The 19898-nt window shown below is 46.3% G+C and carries 24 protein-coding genes and 1 pseudogene; 12 read left to right on the top strand and 13 right to left on the bottom strand.

What is annotated here, in order from left to right; translation table 11 throughout:
- Positions 1 to 52 precede the first annotated feature (52 nt).
- Positions 53 to 511, top strand: a complete 459-nt coding sequence (locus ACJY2G_RS20600) for a DUF986 family protein (protein WP_430319086.1) — start codon at positions 53 to 55, stop codon at positions 509 to 511.
- Between the two features lie 236 nt (positions 512 to 747).
- Positions 748 to 1320 carry a manganese efflux pump MntP gene (gene mntP, locus ACJY2G_RS20595; protein ID WP_430319085.1) on the top strand — a complete coding sequence of 191 codons (573 nt, stop codon included), beginning with the start codon at positions 748 to 750 and terminating at the stop codon, positions 1318 to 1320.
- Here the strand turns inward: mntP and rlmA are convergent.
- A complete protein-coding gene (rlmA, locus tag ACJY2G_RS20590) occupies positions 1312 to 2133 on the bottom strand; it encodes a 23S rRNA (guanine(745)-N(1))-methyltransferase (RefSeq protein WP_279919412.1) in 822 nt (273 codons plus the stop codon). The two genes, mntP and rlmA, sit on opposite strands and share 9 nt — an antisense overlap.
- A gap of 148 nt (positions 2134 to 2281) precedes the next feature.
- On the opposite strand from rlmA, the gene pgeF reads away from it, so the two are divergent.
- Positions 2282 to 2995, top strand: coding sequence for a peptidoglycan editing factor PgeF (gene pgeF, locus ACJY2G_RS20585; protein WP_439292040.1), 714 nt, complete (start codon positions 2282 to 2284; stop codon positions 2993 to 2995).
- 84 nt (positions 2996 to 3079) lie between these two features.
- On the opposite strand, the gene cspE is transcribed toward pgeF, so the two are convergent.
- The 3 genes from cspE to ACJY2G_RS20570 form a co-directional block, all read right to left on the bottom strand.
- Positions 3080 to 3289 carry a transcription antiterminator/RNA stability regulator CspE gene (cspE, locus tag ACJY2G_RS20580; protein ID WP_002221949.1) on the bottom strand — a complete coding sequence of 70 codons (210 nt, stop codon included), beginning with the start codon at positions 3287 to 3289 and terminating at the stop codon, positions 3080 to 3082.
- Positions 3290 to 3330: 41 nt separating this feature from the next.
- A complete protein-coding gene (locus ACJY2G_RS20575) occupies positions 3331 to 3447 on the bottom strand; it encodes a DUF2627 domain-containing protein (RefSeq protein ID WP_071823629.1) in 117 nt (38 codons plus the stop codon).
- A gap of 1103 nt (positions 3448 to 4550) precedes the next feature.
- Positions 4551 to 5540: an MBL fold metallo-hydrolase gene (locus tag ACJY2G_RS20570; RefSeq protein ID WP_120160675.1), complete on the bottom strand. Its 990-nt coding sequence runs from the start codon at positions 5538 to 5540 to the stop codon at positions 4551 to 4553.
- A 185-nt stretch (positions 5541 to 5725) separates the two neighbouring features.
- Between ACJY2G_RS20570 and ACJY2G_RS20565 the strand changes: the two genes are divergently transcribed.
- Positions 5726 to 6016 (top strand): hypothetical protein, encoded by a 291-nt coding sequence (locus ACJY2G_RS20565; protein WP_120160673.1) that lies wholly within the window; start codon positions 5726 to 5728, stop codon positions 6014 to 6016.
- Between the two features lie 59 nt (positions 6017 to 6075).
- Here the strand turns inward: ACJY2G_RS20565 and ACJY2G_RS20560 are convergent, their stop codons facing one another.
- The 4 genes from ACJY2G_RS20560 to mgrB all read right to left on the bottom strand — a co-directional run bounded on the left by ACJY2G_RS20560 (position 6076) and on the right by mgrB (position 7400).
- A complete protein-coding gene (locus ACJY2G_RS20560; protein ID WP_013576199.1) occupies positions 6076 to 6312 on the bottom strand; it encodes a DUF4060 family protein in 237 nt (78 codons plus the stop codon).
- A gap of 135 nt (positions 6313 to 6447) precedes the next feature.
- Positions 6448 to 6750, bottom strand: coding sequence for a phage protein NinX family protein (locus ACJY2G_RS20555; RefSeq protein ID WP_112291072.1), 303 nt, complete (start codon positions 6748 to 6750; stop codon positions 6448 to 6450).
- A gap of 111 nt (positions 6751 to 6861) precedes the next feature.
- Complete coding sequence (locus ACJY2G_RS20550; RefSeq protein WP_120160671.1) at positions 6862 to 7134, bottom strand: YebO family protein; 273 nt, start codon at positions 7132 to 7134, stop codon at positions 6862 to 6864.
- Positions 7135 to 7277: 143 nt separating this feature from the next.
- Complete coding sequence (gene mgrB / locus ACJY2G_RS20545; RefSeq protein WP_430319083.1) at positions 7278 to 7400, bottom strand: PhoP/PhoQ regulator MgrB; 123 nt, start codon at positions 7398 to 7400, stop codon at positions 7278 to 7280.
- 775 nt (positions 7401 to 8175) lie between these two features.
- Between mgrB and ACJY2G_RS20540 the strand changes: the two genes are divergently transcribed.
- Both ACJY2G_RS20540 and ACJY2G_RS20535 read left to right on the top strand, forming a co-directional pair.
- Positions 8176 to 10869 carry an autotransporter outer membrane beta-barrel domain-containing protein gene (locus ACJY2G_RS20540; RefSeq protein WP_430319082.1) on the top strand — a complete coding sequence of 898 codons (2694 nt, stop codon included), beginning with the start codon at positions 8176 to 8178 and terminating at the stop codon, positions 10867 to 10869.
- 181 nt (positions 10870 to 11050) lie between these two features.
- The gene (locus ACJY2G_RS20535) at positions 11051 to 11287 is read left to right on the top strand and encodes a YobH family protein (protein ID WP_112291078.1); all 237 of its coding nucleotides are present in this window, start codon (positions 11051 to 11053) and stop codon (positions 11285 to 11287) included.
- A 50-nt stretch (positions 11288 to 11337) separates the two neighbouring features.
- Here the strand turns inward: ACJY2G_RS20535 and ACJY2G_RS20530 are convergent, their stop codons facing one another.
- Positions 11338 to 11583: a DUF2766 family protein gene (locus ACJY2G_RS20530; protein ID WP_015697897.1), complete on the bottom strand. Its 246-nt coding sequence runs from the start codon at positions 11581 to 11583 to the stop codon at positions 11338 to 11340.
- A gap of 201 nt (positions 11584 to 11784) precedes the next feature.
- Between ACJY2G_RS20530 and ACJY2G_RS20525 the strand changes: the two genes are divergently transcribed.
- From ACJY2G_RS20525 to ACJY2G_RS20515, 3 genes are all read left to right on the top strand, one after another.
- Positions 11785 to 11976 carry a YebW family protein gene (locus ACJY2G_RS20525; protein WP_095921376.1) on the top strand — a complete coding sequence of 64 codons (192 nt, stop codon included), beginning with the start codon at positions 11785 to 11787 and terminating at the stop codon, positions 11974 to 11976.
- A gap of 127 nt (positions 11977 to 12103) precedes the next feature.
- Positions 12104 to 13744, top strand: coding sequence for an ABC transporter substrate-binding protein (locus ACJY2G_RS20520; protein ID WP_430319081.1), 1641 nt, complete (start codon positions 12104 to 12106; stop codon positions 13742 to 13744).
- Between the two features lie 144 nt (positions 13745 to 13888).
- Positions 13889 to 14104, top strand: coding sequence for a hypothetical protein (locus ACJY2G_RS20515; protein ID WP_112291082.1), 216 nt, complete (start codon positions 13889 to 13891; stop codon positions 14102 to 14104).
- Between the two features lie 68 nt (positions 14105 to 14172).
- Here the strand turns inward: ACJY2G_RS20515 and ACJY2G_RS20510 are convergent, their stop codons facing one another.
- Positions 14173 to 14460: a hypothetical protein gene (locus tag ACJY2G_RS20510; protein WP_112291083.1), complete on the bottom strand. Its 288-nt coding sequence runs from the start codon at positions 14458 to 14460 to the stop codon at positions 14173 to 14175.
- 326 nt (positions 14461 to 14786) lie between these two features.
- Here ACJY2G_RS20510 and ACJY2G_RS20505 point away from each other — a divergent pair, with 326 nt between their 5' ends.
- On the top strand, positions 14787 to 14996 hold the full coding sequence (locus ACJY2G_RS20505; RefSeq protein ID WP_430319080.1) for a hypothetical protein: 210 nt from the start codon (positions 14787 to 14789) through the stop codon (positions 14994 to 14996).
- 38 nt (positions 14997 to 15034) lie between these two features.
- Here ACJY2G_RS20505 and ACJY2G_RS20500 read toward each other — a convergent pair whose 3' ends face one another.
- Complete coding sequence (locus tag ACJY2G_RS20500) at positions 15035 to 16543, bottom strand: sensor domain-containing diguanylate cyclase (protein ID WP_120160743.1); 1509 nt, start codon at positions 16541 to 16543, stop codon at positions 15035 to 15037.
- A gap of 329 nt (positions 16544 to 16872) precedes the next feature.
- Positions 16873 to 17037, bottom strand: a pseudogene (locus ACJY2G_RS20495) (NADP-dependent isocitrate dehydrogenase); the annotation flags it as partial.
- A gap of 535 nt (positions 17038 to 17572) precedes the next feature.
- Between ACJY2G_RS20495 and ACJY2G_RS20490 the strand changes: the two are divergent.
- A complete protein-coding gene (locus ACJY2G_RS20490; RefSeq protein WP_439292038.1) occupies positions 17573 to 17671 on the top strand; it encodes a YoaK family small membrane protein in 99 nt (32 codons plus the stop codon).
- A gap of 130 nt (positions 17672 to 17801) precedes the next feature.
- Positions 17802 to 18818, top strand: coding sequence for a RhuM family protein (gene rhuM / locus ACJY2G_RS20485; protein ID WP_439292037.1), 1017 nt, complete (start codon positions 17802 to 17804; stop codon positions 18816 to 18818).
- A gap of 59 nt (positions 18819 to 18877) precedes the next feature.
- Here rhuM and ACJY2G_RS20480 read toward each other — a convergent pair whose 3' ends face one another.
- Complete coding sequence (locus tag ACJY2G_RS20480; protein ID WP_439292036.1) at positions 18878 to 19636, bottom strand: BRO-N domain-containing protein; 759 nt, start codon at positions 19634 to 19636, stop codon at positions 18878 to 18880.
- Between the last annotated feature and the right edge of the window lie 262 nt (positions 19637 to 19898).

Here is a 19898-nt window from a genome sequence, read left to right as displayed (position 1 = left end):
CCTGATTTTGCTGTTTTTAATTTGCCTTTTGTGGCCGTAAGCTGGAGTTTTCATGTCTGTTACCGATATTGTCCTCGCGCTCTTCATCCTCCTGTTGCTGGCCTACGCCATCTACGATGAGTTCATCATGGGAACTAAAAATGGTGAAACGCGCCTGCGTGTGAATCTAAGACGCCGCAATAAACTGGATTCCATTATTTTCATCGGTCTGCTGGCGATCCTGCTTTATAACAATATCCATGCTAATGGTACTGTCCTAACGAATTATCTGTTAATTGGTCTTGGCCTGATTGCTTTCTACCTCTCGTTCATCCGCTGGCCAAAGATGCTGTTCAAACCGAAGGGTTTTTATTTTGCCAATACCTTCATCACTTATGACAGGATCCGTAGCATGAACCTTTCAGAAGATGGTGTCCTGGTATTTGAACTAGAACAGAAAAAGTTATTAATTCGCGTTAATGAACTTGATGACCTGGAAAGAATTTACAAGTTAATGGTTGAAAATCAATAATTTATAAAACTAACACAAGACTATCAGTTATAGCCATAGGTATATTTATGGCTTTACTTCTTAAGCTTATCTCTAATATTCCCGCACTAACCTGATTGTTATTTAACCCTACATTTAAAATCCCTTTTATCTGCAAATATTAATTCACTCCAGAATATAAAACCCCTTATTTATTTGGTGTTGTTCTGCATAAAAATATCATGATAAGGTTGCGCCGTTATTTGGGGGGTATACTCGTGAACTTATCCGCAACGCTTATTTTGGCTTTTGGCATGTCGATGGATGCCTTTGCCGCGTCCATTGGTAAAGGTGCTGTCCTTCATCGCCCTTGCCTGCGTGAAGCTCTCCGTACTGGCCTGATTTTCGGTGTAATAGAAGCAATTACACCGCTAATTGGCTGGGGGCTGGGCTTATTTGCCAGTCAATACATCATGCAATGGAGTCATTGGGTCGCCTTTATCCTGCTGTCCATTCTTGGCACACGAATGATTGTTGAAGGGCTGAAAGATAAACCGGATGACGTCCACACAACTGCAACACGCCATAGTTTCTGGATCCTGGCTGCCACGGCGGTTGGCACAAGTCTGGATGCGCTGGCAATTGGCGTAGGATTAGCGTTACTGGAAGTGAACATCATCCATACCGCGCTCTTTATCGGTATGGCAACCCTGCTGATGTCCACGTTGGGAATTATGGTCGGGCGCTTTATCGGCCCGCTTTTAGGCAATTGGGCCGAAGTTTTAGGGGGCGTGGTGCTGATCGGAACAGGACTGAATATCCTGCTCGAGCATCTGGGCTATTTAAGCTAAGACGCGCTGATGTATTCTGATGAGAAAATCTGTTTCACACTCAAAGGCCGTCTGAGCTTTTAAGTCAGCCATCACTTCCTCTGTTGCCCGCCATGCAAAAGGCGTCATCTGCAACAAATCAAATGCCTGTGCGCCCGAAAGACTCATGTTATACGCCAGCGCTTCGGTGCTGATCCGCTCAAAACCATCCAGTTGCTCATCCAGGTCGGCATGCAATTGTACATCCTGATAAATCAGCCCCTTCAGCTGGTATAAGTGACGCGGCCCCGGCGCGACTGTCACCACCAAACCACCGGGTTTGATGGCCCGGTAAAGCTCCTGAGCCTTACACGGCGCATAAATGCGAATGACCGCGTCCAGAGAGCTGTCGGCAAAGGGCAAGCGGTGGCTGGAAGCCACACAAAATGACACGTCGTGATAGCGTTTGGCAGCATAACGGATAGCCACTTTAGCCACGTCCAGACCATAGACTTTCAGCGCGCGGTGCTGCATTAACCGGTCCGCGAAAGCCGCGGTGTAATACCCTTCCCCGCAGCCGATATCCAGTAATGCCTGGGCATCTTCCGGAATGACTTCATCGAGGATATCCGACAGACGGTCCCGTAAAGGCTGATAATGACCAGCATCAAGAAATGCACGACGGGATATCATCATTTCCGGACTGTCACCTGGTTGCTTCGAGCGTTTGTGCTGTACGGGCATCAGATTCACGTAACCCTCTTTGGCATGATCAAACTGATGATTGGCCGGGCAACACCATTGCTGACCTGTCAGCGTAAGCGGCTGGAAACAAAGCGGGCACTGATACGTCATGAAGAAAACCTGCAAGGAAAGTCTGAGGAGGCGAAAGTTCGCAATAGAGGTAAGTCTAAAGAAGGTGCACTGAGGTTGCAACTGCTGGAAAATCCGCATAAAAGGCAGCTACACTGAAGCGATATCATTTTCCTGACCGAGACACGAGATGAGTGACAGCTCAGTTTTACTCAGCCATATCCCCGGCATTTCACATGGCTTCGGCGATAAAGAATCCTTGCTCCCTGCTCATCTGAAAGCCTTTGAAGCCACACGACCGGAAAAGAAACAGGTTCATGGCACCCGGATTGTGGATGTAACTCAGCCCGGACAGGATTGCGGCGAAGCTGACGGGTTTATCACCTCCGTACCCGGTATTCTGCTGGCCGTCTTTACCGCGGACTGCCTGCCGGTGATTTTTTGCCGCAAAGATGGCAAGGAAGTGGCCGCGGTTCACGCGGGCTGGCGGGGACTTATCGACGGTATTCTGGAGGAAATGGCGCAACGGATTAATCAGTCGGGTGATACCCGTGACTGGGTTGTGGCCATCGGTCCTGCAGCGCAGTCTTGCTGTTACGAAGTCAGTCAGGAACTTGTGGATACATTTATGCAACAACTCGACTTCCCCCCTGCCCTGATTTCGCCGCGTCATCGTCACCTTGATCTGGCTGCGATTGCAGAAGCTAAACTACAGGCTTTGGGATTTGCAGGAATTGACCACGCTGGCAGCTGCACGATTTGTACAACGGCAGGGAGTACAACGGAGGGGGCAGCATTCAAATACACCAGCTTCCGGCGTAACAGTCATCAGCGGGCAAAAGACCCTTCACATCCGGGCATCAGCGGGCGAAATCAGCAATCTGGCATTATGATCTTGCGATAGAGTGATCTTGCAATAACAGCTCAACATGCTGAAAAAAGACACAAAAAAACCCGCCTTGGCGGGTTTTTTTACAGCTGACGCTGCTTAGATTGCAGTTACGTTAACTGCTGACGGGCCTTTCTGGCCGTCTTGGATTTCGAACTCTACGTTCTGGCCTTCAGCCAGAGTTTTGAAGCCGTTACCCTGGATTGCAGAGAAGTGTACGAACACGTCTTTGCTGCCGTCAGCAGGAGTAATGAAACCGAAACCTTTAGACTCGTTGAACCACTTAACTTGACCTTTGATCTTTGCCATCTTGAGTATTTCCTTTGGATTGTTTAAACCGCCCGTAGGCGTTACATAGACAAACTAGAGTCGTTACTGCTTGAGGCACTAAGATTAGAATCGGCAGAGAAGCGGTATTCAACGTGAACGTCTTTACTCAGAACTTCTATACTGAAAATGCCACACATATACAGAACTGTACCTCGTTTTACCCAGATGCGTTATCACATACTCTGAATTCGATGGCAAGCCATTTTTAATCAGTGATGGACATGTCGCACATATTTGAGCCGGTTAAAGGCACTTCGTGTTCAGTTATGCTGAAATATGTTGATAGACATGCTTTTTTCTGCTTTGCAGTTTCACCTGCATATCAAACAAAACAATAACGACCTGTTTTTGATTATTGATCATTTAATGCAGAACAGTAAGCGTAAAACACACCTTTATTTGAATTTTTATTGTCAAGATCGGCCAAAACCTTTTCCTGATGGCCTGATAAGGCGCGGTAAAGCAACACCCCGGGTCAGGTCAGGTTCGGGTGACAGCGGGTCTGTCGGGCAAGGTGCTCACTTGTACAACAGAACGGGCAACCGGTTAAAGACATAGCCAGACAATATGACTGGTTATGCAATAATCAATTACGCTAGGGAAGGATAAAATGGTGCAAAACAAAACGCAGACCGCAATAAATGCACCTAAACTGTGCGCCTTCGGCGTGTAGCCGATAATACATAACATCACTCAACGCCTTCGGTGTTTCAATTCTAAACCCCTCGCTCTTCTAATACAGTTTTCTTATCATCTCGTTTTTGACATTATAATGAATTAAAGTTTGCGAGTTGGTTAAATTGGTATAACACTTGCGCAAACTTTTAAAACTCACTTATTCATATAAAAAATATCGTTATAAAAATTTATTATTAAATACCGTGATCGGAATCTCAAATCATCATTATCGTGCTCTGGGAAAACGGGCGCGCAATGGGTGCTGCGACGGCATGACTGGCAAGGACCTTACGACAGCGCAATCAGCATAATGCACTGTATATCAATAAATTTCAGGGATAACGCTCCATCAGCTGATTTTTACGTTTACCGATACGAATAATTATTCCACGCGCAAAATATCTGATAAGGGAACATTATCCTTCCATGGATATCAATTAACAAATCAATAACCCCTTCATTTTGTAAGTCATCATAAATGCAAAGCTTTAATTGATAATACTTCTCATTTAACAAGCCCTAAATTGCACTTTATAATCCCTCTGCAACGGGAAAATGATATTCAATCTTTAGAAATGCTCGCACCAATTTTTAAGGGTTTAAATTCCATTTCAGGCGAGTCACTTTGAGATATAGCTTCCGCTAATTCGTTTAATGGTTGATCCAGCGAATCATCAGCTAATTCAAAAACCCCCCAGTGGATCGGCACGGCTTTCTGACAACGTAGTTGCGAAAAGACCGTCACAGCCTGCTGCGGATCCATATGCTGCGCGCTCATGAACCATCTTGGTGCATAGGCGCCGATGGGAATGGCGGCTAAATCGAATGGCCCGAGACGCTGACCGATCAGTTCAAACTGATTGCTATAACCACTGTCCCCGGAAAAATAGAAGCGCAAATCAGTGTTTCTGACGACCCAGCCACACCACAGGGACTGATTGCGATCCCAAAATGTCCGCATACTCCAGTGGCGCGCTGGCACGGCTGAAAAAGTCAGATCACCAAACTGATGTTCCTGCCACCAGTCAAGTTCTTCGATATACCGCGCTCCGCGCCGCTCAAGCCAAGGTTTCATGCCCAAAGGCACCATAAACTGCACGTCAGGGAAACGTCGCAACAGCTTGCGCACGGTCGCGCGATCAAGATGGTCATAGTGATTATGGGAAAATAACACGACGTCAATAGGTGGCAGTTTCTCAACCGGTGCAGCAACGGGCGTTTTACGCTTAGGCCCGTAGAAGCTCAGCGGCGAGGCGCGAGCCGACAACGCGGGATCCATAAGAACGTAACGTCCCGCCACGCGCAGCAATAAACAGGCGTGACCTAAAAACCATACACGATCATCTGTTCCGCTAAAATCCGCCTCCTGCCACCACTGGCTGATGAAATGTTGGTAGCCTTTCTCTGGCGGTGCAGGCAATTGCTGGGCTTTACGTTCCTTTCTCCAGCGTTTGAAATCCCCCTCCTGGCGGTTCTGCGGTTCAACATTGGTAAAACCGTCAGGCGTATGATGAGACTTTGAAGGATCGTAATAGGGATTTTTACCAGGCATAGGACTCCATGGGAAAACTTTCCTGTTTGAACGAAAATGTGAACACATCATTTTAAGTAGCATATTTGTTAATCACACTACAGGGAGAAAGTGAAAAAATATGTGCCAATTCAGCAGCTATCAACGGTTAAGAAAATCTTAATAACTGTGTGTTTTACTGAGGACGTTCAAAAAGGAGAAAATTTATGACCAGGAACACCAATCAACGCCGACGCTCATTTACTGCGCGACTGACGCATATCATGCAGATTCAGACCCAGTACGGCCGCCTGTGGCTCAGCTCACGCTTTCGCCGAATCAAAGTCCCTGCTTCACTCAAAGTCATCGCCTTCGCCATTCTGACGCTGATGGTTCTGGCGATAACCGGGACAATGTTGCTGGTGCTTGACCTGATCAGCCTGATTTCAGGGCTGCTGAAGCGCCCTTTCCGCCGGGGAAATGTTTACCGGCGCCAGCTGATGAGAAAGCCTGTATAAAACAAAACCGTGTCGGTTTAACGACACGGTTTGAGATTACGGGAATGTATTCCTGATTTTCAGGCAGGCATACCGCAAAGTTTGGTCAGATTTCTGGCGCCGATCATGAGGGTTGCAACATAGGATTGTCTGCGGGTGACGACTTCGACCGCTACACGCGCATCTTTATACTTAATGAGATAGGTTGAAGGCCAGCCCTGCCGGCGTTTGCCATAGGCTTTTTCATGACTGTCGATAGCTGCATGAGCAACCACCAGATGGGAAAGAGTTTTATCACCTTTAATGATGCGCTTCATAATGGACTCCGCCTTAGACACAACTGTCAAAATGAGGAAACATTAATCACTTGATACGCATCGCTTTATGCGACGCTTATTCGAATCACTTCTTTGCAAAACTTTGTCACAACCTGAGTATCTCTGCGCTTTTGCTTATGCGCAAGTCTTACTAAGCAGGAAACATACCATAGCGGCACGAAGAGGCCGTTTGCTCTGCGCCTGCCACTGGCCATGAGGACTGCTTATCTCAGCCAGCCAGAGGGGATCGCTCTGCAACTCTTTAAAATTGATGCTGATTTTGTTGGCGCAAATAATCGGCCACGCGTCGGAGGGGTTGTTGCAATAATCTTTGCCCTTCATACCGCCGTAGGGATACCACTTCTCAGGTTCCTCTCCCGTCAGTAAAGCAATGTTGTGGTTTACTTCGCTATCGTTTTCTTCCGACCATTTGATCATCAGTTCATCCATCCAGCAGGGCACATGCGTGGAGACTACCGGAAGAATAAGACAGATTTATGAAGGAGTAACAAAAGCAAAAACCCGCCGAAGCGGGTTTACGATGTAAAATTATCGTTCAGGAATAAAACCACGCAGACTGAGAGCAGAATCATCCTCTGCTTCAACAGGAGGCGCTTTGCCTCGTGCCTGTGCAGCGAGAACCTTGAGTAACTCGGTTTGCTGGCGTTGTTGCTCAGCTATCTCGTGCAACAAAGCGATGTGTTCATTTGCCCTGACACTGGCCCGGCTGATAAAAAACCACACCAGCAAAAATAACAAAGCTGAGAGTGCGAACAGCACCAATGAAGCCAGGCTGTTTTGGCCCATTGCGAAATCAAACATTGACTACCCTACCACTGAATGTTCAGAGCCTTCATCTTACCATCACCGGCTGATCAGGGAAGTCATTCACAAATCCATTAACGAAAAAACAGGCTTTTCTTACTGCCGGGCTGGTGGCAGACAGAATTTCTGGCAGAGATCCCCTAAAAAGGGATAAATGAAGTGATCGCACAAGCGCCCAGATCAAAGTTCCCGCCCTGATCGCAATAGCTGTTAAGCGCAAGCAGGTAAAGACCTATGCAGATGAGCAGGAAAAGAACGAACATCACGATCCTCCTGACATTGAAAACAGGCTTTTTCAATTTGATGGCAGGTCTCTTTTGGTTTAAACAGCGTCTATCAGGGCTCAAGGCGACGTCCAACGGATGAATGAACAGACACACATACTACGATGAAAATCTTAAACAACGATATAACAAAGCGTCGGCTTTTAACGGGCAAACATCCTGCAATAATCACATACGTAAATCATAAATAAAAATGTATTCACTTTATCTATATATACTAACCAGGCAAGAGTTGACCTGCGTCAAATAAAACCAATTATTCATTCTGTCTTTAAAAATAACATCTCCCTTTCGAATTTCTTAAAAATGAATTTTGCAGACCCTGTAATAATACATTACATATTGAAATTATAGAAACCGGAGGAAGCCATTAACTTCATGAAAGACCATATCTCAACATAATTCCAATATGATAAATAACCGCCTGAACCGAAAGCACGCATCCTGGCTCGCATCAGACCAGGTTTAATCAGCCTGTTCTGCTTACCCATAAAAGACATTTATTTAGAAACTATGAAGCAACAATTAAAACATTAATAGAAATGCAAAACTAAAAACACGGCAATTATTAAATATAAATTTTCAAATTTGATGAACTTTCACTGGAACTTCCTTGTTGAATTAAACCATGCATTAAAATATCATCCCGCCGTCGAACAGTTCTTCTGTCTCTTCTGTTATATAAATGAAAGCATAATAGCTGAATTATTTTCAGCTTACTCATGCTGACTATTTTTTGTTGAGGGATTAATAAATGCATGCATGGAATAAAAAGTTCTTCGTTTCTAAAATAGCGCTGGCCTGCGCTGTTGCAGTTACAGCACCTGCGGCGATATCAGCTGATATATCTGGCACCGTATATGACACGTTCTATCATGACTCTACTCTGGCGGGTCATATCGGCTATCGTGGATATGCAGATGATGACGGTGCAGATAACGGCTACGTTGGCGGAGACATCTACTCTTCAATCAATAACGCTGTAGTCAATGGTGTTATTTCCACTCACTATCTGGGCTTTGATAACAACAGTAGCAACACGCTGAATATTACCAACACCACTGTCAACGGCATGATCACTTCTGAGTGTATGTCGACCGATTGCGGCGATGCGCGTAATGATTATGATCAGTCACCTTTGCAACTGACCATTGATAATTCCACTATTAACGATACTTACGAACACTTCGATTACGACGTAACCGATGCTAATAATGTGCGTGATCATGAAACCCTGAATACCTACGATATGGGTGTTGCGGTGACATTGGATCAGGAAAGTGACATCGTTATTAAGAATAACTCTCACGTCGCTGGCATTGCGCTGACCCAAGGCTACGAGTGGGCTGATACTGACGTTAATAACGGCAATACGTTTGATAATACGCTGACAGTTAATGACTCCGCGCTGACTTCTGGTTCTTACACAGAATTGCAGACCACCGGTTTCTACGGCCAGTCCGATAAGCCAAGCGATTACGGCAATAATAGTGCCGCAGGTACCCCGGCCGACGACGTTGCATTATCTGTTGTTGCAAGTGCAACAGCTGATAACGCAATGAAAACCAATGCCGTATTCAATAATTCAACTATTACCGGTGACGTGGCTTTTGTCAGCACCTTCGACGAAAACTATTACGTCGGTGGTTATGACAGCAATGCAGATGGTGTGCTGGATACCAATGGCTGGGATGACACAGACGAACTGAACCTGACACTGGACAATGGCAGCAAATGGGTTGGCGCAGCCACTTCAGATGTTCAGATGGATTCAGCACTGTATAACCGCAGCACCAACAGCATCTGGCCGGGTTCTGTTTTCAGCAGCACCAATGGCTATCTGGTTGGCGATGATGTTTATCAAAGCGGTCTGTTTAATGTCGCGCTGAACAACGGTTCCGAGTGGGACACAACCAAATCATCAAACATTGATGATCTAACCGTCAATAACGGTTCTCAGGTGAATGTTGCTGAATCGGAACTATTGGCAGATCATATATCTCTGACCAATGCGTCAACCCTGAAAATTGCCGCACATGGCGATGTTAAGACTGATGTATTGAGCCTGAACTCAGGCAGTCAGGCATCATTAACCGAAGAAACTGCGTCTCTTTACGCCAACACCATCACAGTGGGCAGCGGTTCTGAACTGAACTTAGGTCTGGGTCAGGTTGATACGCATAATATGGTTCTGACTGATAACGGTACTTTCGATATCGGTAGCCGTGAATATGTTCTTAACTCTGACATGAACAACGCACGCGACAAAACTGCCGCCGACTATGTTTATGATCAGGGCACTATCGGTATCAATTCTGACGGTCATCTGTCCGTCAATGGCGTGACCAACGGTAATTATCAGGTACGTATTGATAACGCGACAGGCGAAGGCCAGGTTGCTGATTATGAGAATAAAGAGCTGATCCGCATCTACGGCGGCAATGCGACCTTTACTCATGCTAACACCGCTGATCTGGGCGCCTATCAATATCAGGCTGAACAGTATGACGATACTGTAGTGCTGGCTAAACAAGGCATTACCTCTACCGCCAATGCAGCACTGAGCCTGCCTTCTTCCAATGCAGCAACCTGGCATATGGAACAAGACACCTTAGAAAACCGCATGAACAGTTCACGTCACACCCAGGGCAATGACAAAGGTGGTGTGTGGGTTAACTACTTTGGCGGTCAGCAAAATGGTGACAACGGCGTAATTGATTACGATCAGGACGTTAATGGCATTATGGTTGGTCTGGATAAAGTCACCGAAGGCGGTGGCGAACGCCAGTGGCTGGTCGGTATGGCAGCAAGCTTCGCCAAATCAAGCCTGTCTATGGATGATGCGGATGCGGATACTGACAACCAGTCAGCACGCGTTTACTCCAGCCTGAACTTCAACAATGGCGCATTCTTTGATTCTTCTCTGAGCTACAGCCATTTCAGCAACTCTACTGACAGCACCATGAGCAACGGTCAGCAAGTATCAGGTGACAGCACTACTGATGCATGGGGCTTTGGTCTGAAACTGGGTTACGACTGGAAATTCGCTCCACAGGCTTATCTGACTCCATATGCAAGCATTACTGGTGTGTTTATTGGCGATGACGATTACAGCATGACCAACAACATGCATGTTAGCGATCAGGCTTATGACAGCATGCGTTATGAGTTGGGGGGTAACCTGGGTTATACCTTCGATCTGGGTGCAGATCAGGCAATCAGTCCTTACGCAACTCTGGCGTATGTGTATGAAGATGCTGAAAACGATGCAAACATCAACGGCGACCGTATCGATAACGGCGTTGATGGTTCTGCTGTCCGCCTTGGTTTAGGGGGTCAGTTCGACATGAACAAAAACTTCACGGTTTACACAGGTGTCAACTACCTCGGCGGCAGCGATGTTGACCAGCCTTGGGCAGCAAACCTAGGTATGAAATACCGCTGGTAATTTGTCTGTCTGATAACACTCTTCAGTAACGTATTGGCCCCTTTACGGGGCCAATTTTTTTGACATCTTCAGGGCTGTGATGATTAGGAATCTGCTGCAATGACATTTGCTGAAAAGTAACTTCTACTATGCTGATCAATATCCTGAATAGTTCAGGAGCAGATATTTAGGGAGTTTCAGAATGGGTATCGTTAAGACGATTATTGTACTGGCTGTGATTTACGCTATTTTTCTATTTTCAGGATACGGCGTGACGGTCGGAAGCAGCGAGAATGCAGCGGGATTAGGCCTGAAATGCCAGTACTTAACGGCCAGAGGGATTGTCAGCTCTCAGTACATTCATTCTGACAGCGGAGTCATTGGTGTCGCGAACTGTCCGATCTTCAAAAAAGTCGGCGAAGTGGTCGATAATAAATAAGACACTTTTTTGGCTTGTCATGCCCGTTAGCACGGGCATGACAATAATTCTTAGCTGTCGTGCTTAGTGAATTTCAGTTCAATCAATGAAATCGCTTTTTCAATTGCACGTTTAGTTACCGGATCGGCACCTGCCGGATGCTTGCTGAAATCAATGCTTTTCAGCTGATGGGACATCTTTTCGCGTACTTCTGCTGGCGCAATAATTTCAATCACATCCAGAATTTGCTTAATCACCAGCTGGCATGCAACCAGATCAGATTCGATTTCTTGTTCTCTATTTAAAGATTCGGACATGAGCTGCTCCTTCCATTACGTCATTCATAAAAATTATGGTCGCGAGGATATCATGCCCTTTATGGAAATTCTCTTTTCTGCCATTTCTGCCCTTACCCCCTCTTTTCAACCGGACAAATATGCAGCAAACGCGCGCTATTACATTTTTTTACGGACACATTAGTTCTATGCTTAATCTGATGACAAAGAAGGAGACGCGCTATGTTCGCTCTAGTTTTGACCATTTGTTATCTGGGCGGAGGATGTGAGGACCTGGTGGTAGATGCCTTTAATACTCAGAAACAATGCACCGTTGCAATGCACCAGCAGGGCTTGCGGCAGGCCGGCTGCTATCCTATCGAAGATTTTATTGATGGCTATTGGATCCCGGCGCACGAAAACGCTGATTTCTAATCCACTGTGTTGCCTTTCACAGAGTAATAACAAAAGTCTCATAAAGATTGCTAAAGTGACCGAACAAAGGTATGAATACCCTGTTACTCATTGATATTTAACCATATTGACAGGGCAGGAAATGGCAATGACGATACGTAAAACTTATGGAAGCTTTAAAAAAATACCTCTCGCGCTTCTTCTCTCCACCACCTTTATTGCCTCTTACACCACTTACGCTGCGACCGTTCCCGCAGGTGTAGAGCTGGCGGCCAAACAGGAAATTACCCGCAACAATGGCAGTGAACCCGCTTCTCTTGATCCGCATAAAGTGGAAAGCGATGTGGAGTTCAACATCCTCAGCGATTTGTTTGCCGGATTAGTCACTACCGACAGCAAGGGTGATGCACAGCCTTCCCTGGCTGGTAGCTGGGAAACTAAAGATAACAAAACCTGGGTTTTCCATTTACGTCCCGGCATTGTCTGGTCAGATGGCTCACCGATTACCGCGCAAGATGTGGTCTTCAGCTGGCAACGTCTGATCGACCCGAAAACAGCCTCACCTTATGAAAGCTATCTCGGCAGCATGCATGTGCTGAACGCCGCTGATATCATTGACGGCAAAAAGCCCGCCGATCAGTTAGGGATCAAAGCGCTCGATAAACAAACGCTGGAAATTACTCTCGACCAGCCGCTTTCCTACTTCCTCGGCATGCTGGCACACCCTTCCCTTTCGCCAATCAGCCAGGCAGATGTTGAAAAATACGGGGATAAGTGGACTCAACCTGGAAATCTGGTCAGCAGCGGTCCTTTCAAGCTCGATACCTGGACAGTCAACGAACGCATCACCGCTGTCCGCAATCCGAACTACTGGGACAACTCGCATACCGTCATTAACAAAGTAACGTATTTGCCGATCGCTTCAGGCACTGCGGATGTTAACCGCTATAAAGCCGGTGAAATCGACATCACCTATACCGTACCTTCTCCGTTGTTTGCCTCGCTGAAAAAAGAGCTGGGCTCGCAGGTTCACGTCAGCCCTTATCTCGCCGTCTATTACTATGCGATGAACACACAAAAGCCGCCGTTTAACGATGTGCGCGTGCGTAAAGCGCTGAATCTGGCCATTGATAAGTCGATCATTGCCGATAAAGTGTTAGGTCAGGGGCAAACCCCGGCATGGCATTTATCGCCAGATAACACGGGGGGTTTTACTTTCGCTAAACCAAAAGAAGCCAGCCTGACGCAGGAACAGCGTAACGCAGAAGCCAAAAAGCTGCTGACCGAAGCCGGTTTTGGTCCGAACCATCCGCTGAAATTCAATCTGCTGTACAACACTTCTGAATCGCATCAGCGCATTGCGATTGCCGCCGCGTCAATGTGGAAAAAGAATCTCGGTGTGGATGCTGTTTTACAGAATCAGGAATGGAAAACAATGCTTGATACCATGCATCAGGGGACGTATGAAGTCGTGCGTTATGCCTGGATTGCTGACTATAACGAGCCTTCGACTTTCCTGAATACGCTGCGCACAGGCAACAGCGAGAACACGCCGAAGTTCAGTAATGCAGCCTATGATCAGGCACTGAATGATGCCCTGAAAGCCACGGATAAAGCCGACGTTGGCAAAGCCTATCAGCAGGCGGAGCAGGTACTGACTGAACAATCTCCGGTTATTCCGCTGTATCATTATGTCAGCGCACGTCTGGTTAAACCGTATGTGGGTGGTTTCAACGACAGCCTGCTTAATTACATTTACACCAAAGACTTGTACGTAATTAAACACTAATGCTGCCTGCCTTTCCTTACGGCGTTTGACTGCGTAAGGAAAGGCACTTCAAATCCCTCGCGCCCTCACCTTCTTTCCGCTAACCCACTTGCCACACGCCACTCAGATGGTAGATTGTACGTAAATCACACATCGGGAGCTGTTATGAAATTCTCGGAAAGTGAGATCCAACCGCTTTGGGACGAAGTTGCACGTATTATCGGTGATGGCGTGATTCAGATGCGCCACAGAGGTGAGCCGTTGAGTGCCGATGCGCTGATTGGGTATCTCGATGAACAACTGGTCACGGCGACCGGCGTCCAGCGCCGTATCTTGCTCGGTGCAGCGATTAATCTGCTTAAAGCTGATCGCCGCTCCTGATCTCAAGACAAACAAAAACCCCGCAACCTTTTCGGGTAACGAGTTGTTTATCCATCATCAGCCTGCCGTTATTTAGATTGCGCCGCTCGCCCCTGAGCAAATAAGAAAATGCGCTGCGTAATGTCATCTGCGCCGAGAATGTTTCCCTTCTGCTCCAGACTGGCTTTGGCATAAGCCATATCATGCGCCTGATCAACCATGCTGATCACCCGGTCACGAGTTGTTTTATCCACGATCCCCAGCAAGGTCGTCAGAATGGCCTGATAGGCATTTGAGGCATAAGTCAGTTGTCTTTCACGTTGTTCCAGCGCGTCAATGCGAACCATCAGGGCCTGCAATTGCTCTTGATGCGTCATAGCGGCATCCTTCTTCACGGGTGGAAAATAACCGGAAACAGCGAAGTAGAAAGATCTTCGCCGGTTACTGACGTTAAGTTTAGCAGAGTTAAAGAAAGTAAAATGTTGCCCGCTGCGGGCAGGCAATATAAACCGTTGTTCAATGAGCCATTAAACGCCTGTGCAGTTGTAACTGTTGTTTAACTCAAACGACCCGCGGCACGGGGCTTCTCACCACGTGATGCGTAACAGCGGCAGTACCTGCTTACAGATAGCAAAATGACAGCTGGATACCTGATGTGACATTTTCTGCCACAGCATTATTTGTTCATTTTGGGAGAGATCAGGTGAAAAATACAGTTCTGGGTTTAGCAATGGCGGGTACACTTTTAGTCAGTTCACTGGCGCAGGCAGAAGGCTGTCTGAAAGGTGCGGTGGTAGGCGGAGTTGCAGGTCATCTGAAGCATCACGCTGTCATCGGGGCTGTGGCAGGATGCGCCATCGGGCATCATCTGGCGGCTCAGGCAAAGAAACAGCAAGCTGCTACCGGTAAATAACTCAGTCAGGGCAAACAATGCCCTGACTGAGCAAAACGTTATTCAGGTACGACAACCACGCGGTTACGCCCTTCCTGCTTGGCTTTGTATAACGCCTCATCGGCTCGTTTCAGTGACGTCTCCGGTTCGCCCATTTGCTGATTCCAGTAAGAAACACCTAATGAAATCGTAATCGGGCGGATCCCCGGCAGCACCAATATTTCCACATTCTGCCGCAGACGTTCAGCAATCATTTCTGCTTCTGCCAGCGTCGTGTCAGGCAGCAACACCAGAAACTCTTCCCCGCCCACGCGGCACAGAATGTCACTTTCACGGGCGTTATGCCGGATTTGCTCGGCCAGTGTTCTGATCACTTCATCACCGGTGTCATGCCCGTAAGAATCATTAATCGTCTTGAAGTGGTCGATATCCAACGTAATCGCAGAAAACTGCTGACGCATTTGCACTACCGATTCCAGAGCCATCGCCAGCCCGCGCCGGTTGAACAGACCCGTCATCGGGTCGGTCTGCGTTTCGAATTTAAGTTTGCCGATTTTCTTCTGCAATAAATTAATGCCAATCAGCAAAGCACGCTTGAGCTGGTTCGACTCGAAATACCAGGAAGGGATTTCACGGATGTTGCTGGAAATATCAGGTTTATCCATTTCGTTAGCACTGCGCGCCAGTAACCAGAGCGGGCGGGCTATCATTCTGGAGAACAGCCAGACACAAAGCAGCGTCAACAGCGCCAGCGGCGTCAGATGTTTCAGTACTTTGACCATCAGCCCTTCCAGTGGCTTAAGCGTCGAATTAGTCGGCCGCTGAGTAATAATTTCCCAGCCCGACGAAGGAACAACGGCGTAACCGGCCAGCATGTTCTGCCCCGCCAGATTAGTGACCATCAGGCTGCCATTGGATTCTTTTCTGACAGCTTCAGTCAGCGGACGGGGCTTCACCACTTCTCCGATGCGATAGGCATCAGGGTGATAGAGAATACGGCGCTCTTTATCCAGCACCGCAATATAAGAACCGTCGCGATAATAATGCTCGCCAAGCAGCTCATTCAAAATGCTCTTCTGGCGCAGGTAAATAGTGCCTGCGATGTACCCGAGGTATTTACCTTCAGCGGTAAAAATCGGAGTCGAAATCACGACCACCAGATTCTGCGCGACAGAGGTATAAGGTTTACTGATCAGCGGCCGGCGTTCTTCCAATGCTTCAAGCGCACCCGGCGTTTTCAGAATATGACCGACCAGTTGCAGACTGTCAGGAGACGTCGCCAGGATTTTGCCTTGTGCATTGGTTAGCACGACAGAATTAAAACTGTCGGTCTGGTATTTCAGACGCGCGGTTTCAGATTGCAGAACGGCAGGATCGTCAAAATTTCTCGCCGCGATCACACTGCTGTAGGCAAGCTGTTTCTGCATACTTTTTAGAAACTGTTCGGTGCTGGCGGCCAGTTTCGTCGCGTAAACGCGGTTCTCTTCGAGCGTATTGTCGATAAGTAACTGGCGCTGAACACGATAGCTGGCATAAAAGCTGTTGGCGAGCGTCACAAAGGCGCTCATCACGGCTAAAATCAGGATCAGGCGTCGCAGATCAATACGGAACAGAGAGCTTGAAAGGAGTGAGCGCAACAAAAAGTCATTCCTGTGGTAAAAAGTGGCTCATATGTAACACCGCTGCCCCCGATGCACAATAAGGCCGAAAAAATAAACTATTATCCGTCTGAATCCCCAACAAAAAATTGTACTTAGCCTCAACAGACTTAACTCAAATTATTGATATTGAAATTTTTTATGAAACATTGCCCTTGTTCAGAGACATTTATCAGTTAATCGCGGACATAAAAAAACGGAGGCATTAAGCCTCCGCTGATTCTTCAACAATTTGGCAATTACATATTTGCGATCATGTCGTCGGCGAACTCGCTACATTTACGCAGCTTAGCGCCTTCCATCAGACGTTCGAAATCGTAAGTCACGGTTTTGTTAGCGATAGCGCCTTCCATGCCTTTGACGATCAGGTCTGCGGCTTCGAACCATTCCATATGACGCAGCAGCAGAGCGAAGTAAATAATTTAATCTATTGATTAGAATAGAAAATACCGCCATTAAGACATGTCTTTATCTGCAAAAAACGGTGTTTGTAACTACATGAATTTACGAAGAATAAATTTAGTTTTGCAGAAGGTATTTTACAGGCTTTCCCATTTCTAAGCATCGCGGGGTTGGCATCAGCGTCGGGGGGGTTCAAATCCCCCCAGCTCCACCAATTTAGATAGGACAGTGCAGGGACAAACTCATATAAACCAGTAATTTATGGGTAATGTTAGGACTGAGCACTGACACCATCTGGACAGAAAAGGATACGTAAAAGATACGCGGCTCCTTCTGTTGAGAGAACCTCCGTCACCAACGGAGGTTTTTTTTCGCATGTATCAAACCATTTCCATAAAATTTATTGTCTTACTCTCCCCTGATATATTCCCAGTATTTGCGCTCTTACGCGTTACGTTTATGATGGAATCCGTAAGAATCTTAAGGCCGGGATGTCGTCATATCTGATGATCTACAGAACTTAACTGAGAAATCTTGATGAATCTGAAGTTTATTCCCCCAATTATAGTGCTAGTCGGTGCGGTTGGATTCATGGTGTGGTTCGTTGCAAGCGGTGCAGCAATGCCTAGTGGGTAAGATTTGTTCGGATAAGGTCGCAGCGTGCGGCCTGAAGTTTTGCGGCAATTGCAGATGAAGTACACACAGCGCGAATCCGGCGGTAGATCGGGTCGTTTTTTAGTTTCCAGGGTTACTTTAGGGACAAATAATGCGTCCAGATGAAAACCAAGAAGATTTGACTCTCGCCGTTTATAAAGTTGGTGAAACTTTAGTTAATATAAAGATACATAATCAATCAAAAGATATTTGGGTTACATCTCGCGATATAGCAGCATTATATGATGTCGATGAAACCAGTATAATCAGGCACATATCCAACATTTTCAATGATGGGGAACTTGATGAAAAGTCAACTACTGCACTTTTTGCAGTAGTTCGAAGTGAGGGTTTACGCTCAGTTCGCAGAACAATCAACCATTTCAATATGGATGTCATCATTAGCGTTGGTTTTAGAGTCAATGCTAAGAAGGCAATTGCTTTTCGCCAGTGGGGTTCGCAAATAGTTAAGACATACCTTGAACAAGGTTTTGTCATCAATGAAAAGGCTCTCCGAGAATCTCCCGAAAAAGTAGACGAACTAGCGGCAAAAGTTCGCGCAATAAGGTCAGAAGAAAAACAGGTTTATGCTAAGGTTCGAGATTGCTTCAAAATTAGTTCTTCAGACTACGACCCAAAGTCACCAGAAGTGCGCAGTTTTTACGCTCTTCTACAGGATAAATTTCATCATGCAATCACCGGCATGACTAGTTCAAAACTCATATTAGATCGTGCTGACCACTCAGTAGAGAATATGGGGGTATTTTCCATGGAAGGTACATTCCCCACCAAAAAAGAAGTTCTCGCGGGCAAAAACTATCTAAAGCCTGACGAGTTATATCGCCTACATCTTCTTTCTGAGCAATTCCTGTTATTCGCTGAATCCACAGCACTATCAGGGAAAACTATGACTATGAAGTCCCTGCACGCTCAATTGGATCGTCTGCTTACATTAAATGACTATGCTGTATTCTCCGGCTATACAGATTACATCAAGGATGAGGCACTAGATCATGCCAGCATAGAATTTGAACTTTATAAAAAGCGAAAGTATATCGAGAGTAAAGGCTACATTTTCGATGAAGAACTTTTCGCTCTTGGAGAGTTTGATCACCTTTTTGAAGATTAATCAAAAAAATCCCGGCTTTTAGCCGGGATTTATATTAAGTAACCAACTTCATGTCGAAATCATCTTGAGCGATTAGCAAGATTCGCCTGGTAAATATTTATGGCTTCATCGACTATAGCAATCGGATAGTAAGCATTCTGAGCTATGCCAGACGGGCATCTTATTTTTTCTGCTCCTTTTTCACTTCTTAATTTTTCACACCAATGCCACAATTCATCTACTGCCAAGTTCGTTAATTCAAGCTCAAGAAGTCTTTGTGAAACAGTTCTAAACTTTGACAAATCTCTGAGGCTTTCTAGCGAATTCACCTTAACCTCAACCTCTTCTACACGAGCTTCAAGAACTTCTCGCCTTTCAATTTCCATCGCTAACAAACTAACTGTTTGTTGTAAACCATGTGCCAAAGCACTAATCTCTGACCGAGCTTTAACTATTGGCGGGGGATATGTTTTATATTCTCTTATAGATGGCAATACTTTATGAAAAAGCCATCTTTGAAATTTTTTACCAGCTGCAGTGGTATCCTGAGCCAAAACACGATACAACCCCGGTTCTGCGAGAAATGTTTCTGTAGATTCAACTCCGTCAATGATGAGTGGAACATTCTTGAATTCATCGCCATCTAAGGTCTTAATGACGGCATTTAACAGCGTAGTCATGCGAGCAGAAGGTTTACCATCAATCTTGCGGTTTTCGGCCGAAAGCGTACGAACTACATCAGAGAGTGATACATACAGTTGACCATTTTCGTTCATGCTTCGAATGTAACTTTCGCCACATTCTCCTTCATAACAAAGCTGTAATAAGTTCTTTTCCATTTTAAGCCCTCGTTTTTTTTTCGATTATACCTCACCCGAAAGTGTTGTCATGAAATCCACGAGGGTTAAAACAAATGCAACCCGACCACCGAGCCGTTTGTGCCTGTCGAAAAGTTAAATGCATGGGGTGTCATCAAACACATCATTCCTGGCATCGTAGATGATGTGTGTAACCACGCCCTCAATCACCAACTCGTCGTCAGTAAACGCATCACCAAACTCAATGAAAACGCTCGAATCGGCCAGCGACTCCAGCCCGTGA

Source organism: Rahnella sp. ATs2 (assembly GCF_051851855.1).
GTDB classification, from domain to species: domain Bacteria; phylum Pseudomonadota; class Gammaproteobacteria; order Enterobacterales; family Enterobacteriaceae; genus Rahnella; species Rahnella variigena.
The sequence above is the reverse complement of the archived record's forward strand: the minus strand, read 5'-3'. Positions and strand labels throughout refer to the sequence as shown.

Excerpts from the sequence above, each read along its gene's own strand:
- ACJY2G_RS20540 (WP_430319082.1), top strand. The coding sequence starts at position 8,176 with ATGCATGCATGGAATAAAAAGTTCTTCGTTTCTAAAATAGCGCTGGCC.
- rhuM (WP_439292037.1), top strand. The coding sequence starts at position 17,802 with ATGCGTCCAGATGAAAACCAAGAAGATTTGACTCTCGCCGTTTATAAA.
- ACJY2G_RS20570 (WP_120160675.1), bottom strand. The coding sequence starts at position 5,540 with ATGCCTGGTAAAAATCCCTATTACGATCCTTCAAAGTCTCATCATACG.
- ACJY2G_RS20560 (WP_013576199.1), bottom strand. The coding sequence starts at position 6,312 with ATGAAGCGCATCATTAAAGGTGATAAAACTCTTTCCCATCTGGTGGTT.
- cspE (WP_002221949.1), bottom strand. The coding sequence starts at position 3,289 with ATGGCAAAGATCAAAGGTCAAGTTAAGTGGTTCAACGAGTCTAAAGGT.
- ACJY2G_RS20525 (WP_095921376.1), top strand. The coding sequence starts at position 11,785 with ATGTTCGCTCTAGTTTTGACCATTTGTTATCTGGGCGGAGGATGTGAG.
- ACJY2G_RS20575 (WP_071823629.1), bottom strand. The coding sequence starts at position 3,447 with ATGTGTGGCATTTTCAGTATAGAAGTTCTGAGTAAAGACGTTCACGTT.
- ACJY2G_RS20555 (WP_112291072.1), bottom strand. The coding sequence starts at position 6,750 with ATGATCAAATGGTCGGAAGAAAACGATAGCGAAGTAAACCACAACATT.
- ACJY2G_RS20490 (WP_439292038.1), top strand. The coding sequence starts at position 17,573 with ATGAATCTGAAGTTTATTCCCCCAATTATAGTGCTAGTCGGTGCGGTT.
- ACJY2G_RS20480 (WP_439292036.1), bottom strand. The coding sequence starts at position 19,636 with ATGGAAAAGAACTTATTACAGCTTTGTTATGAAGGAGAATGTGGCGAA.
- mgrB (WP_430319083.1), bottom strand. The coding sequence starts at position 7,400 with ATGTTCGTTCTTTTCCTGCTCATCTGCATAGGTCTTTACCTGCTTGCG.
- ACJY2G_RS20565 (WP_120160673.1), top strand. The coding sequence starts at position 5,726 with ATGACCAGGAACACCAATCAACGCCGACGCTCATTTACTGCGCGACTG.
- ACJY2G_RS20550 (WP_120160671.1), bottom strand. The coding sequence starts at position 7,134 with ATGTTTGATTTCGCAATGGGCCAAAACAGCCTGGCTTCATTGGTGCTG.
- ACJY2G_RS20600 (WP_430319086.1), top strand. The coding sequence starts at position 53 with ATGTCTGTTACCGATATTGTCCTCGCGCTCTTCATCCTCCTGTTGCTG.
- pgeF (WP_439292040.1), top strand. The coding sequence starts at position 2,282 with ATGAGTGACAGCTCAGTTTTACTCAGCCATATCCCCGGCATTTCACAT.
- ACJY2G_RS20510 (WP_112291083.1), bottom strand. The coding sequence starts at position 14,460 with ATGACGCATCAAGAGCAATTGCAGGCCCTGATGGTTCGCATTGACGCG.
- ACJY2G_RS20515 (WP_112291082.1), top strand. The coding sequence starts at position 13,889 with ATGAAATTCTCGGAAAGTGAGATCCAACCGCTTTGGGACGAAGTTGCA.
- ACJY2G_RS20530 (WP_015697897.1), bottom strand. The coding sequence starts at position 11,583 with ATGTCCGAATCTTTAAATAGAGAACAAGAAATCGAATCTGATCTGGTT.
- rlmA (WP_279919412.1), bottom strand. The coding sequence starts at position 2,133 with ATGACGTATCAGTGCCCGCTTTGTTTCCAGCCGCTTACGCTGACAGGT.
- ACJY2G_RS20500 (WP_120160743.1), bottom strand. The coding sequence starts at position 16,543 with ATGAGCGCCTTTGTGACGCTCGCCAACAGCTTTTATGCCAGCTATCGT.
- ACJY2G_RS20535 (WP_112291078.1), top strand. The coding sequence starts at position 11,051 with ATGGGTATCGTTAAGACGATTATTGTACTGGCTGTGATTTACGCTATT.
- ACJY2G_RS20520 (WP_430319081.1), top strand. The coding sequence starts at position 12,104 with ATGACGATACGTAAAACTTATGGAAGCTTTAAAAAAATACCTCTCGCG.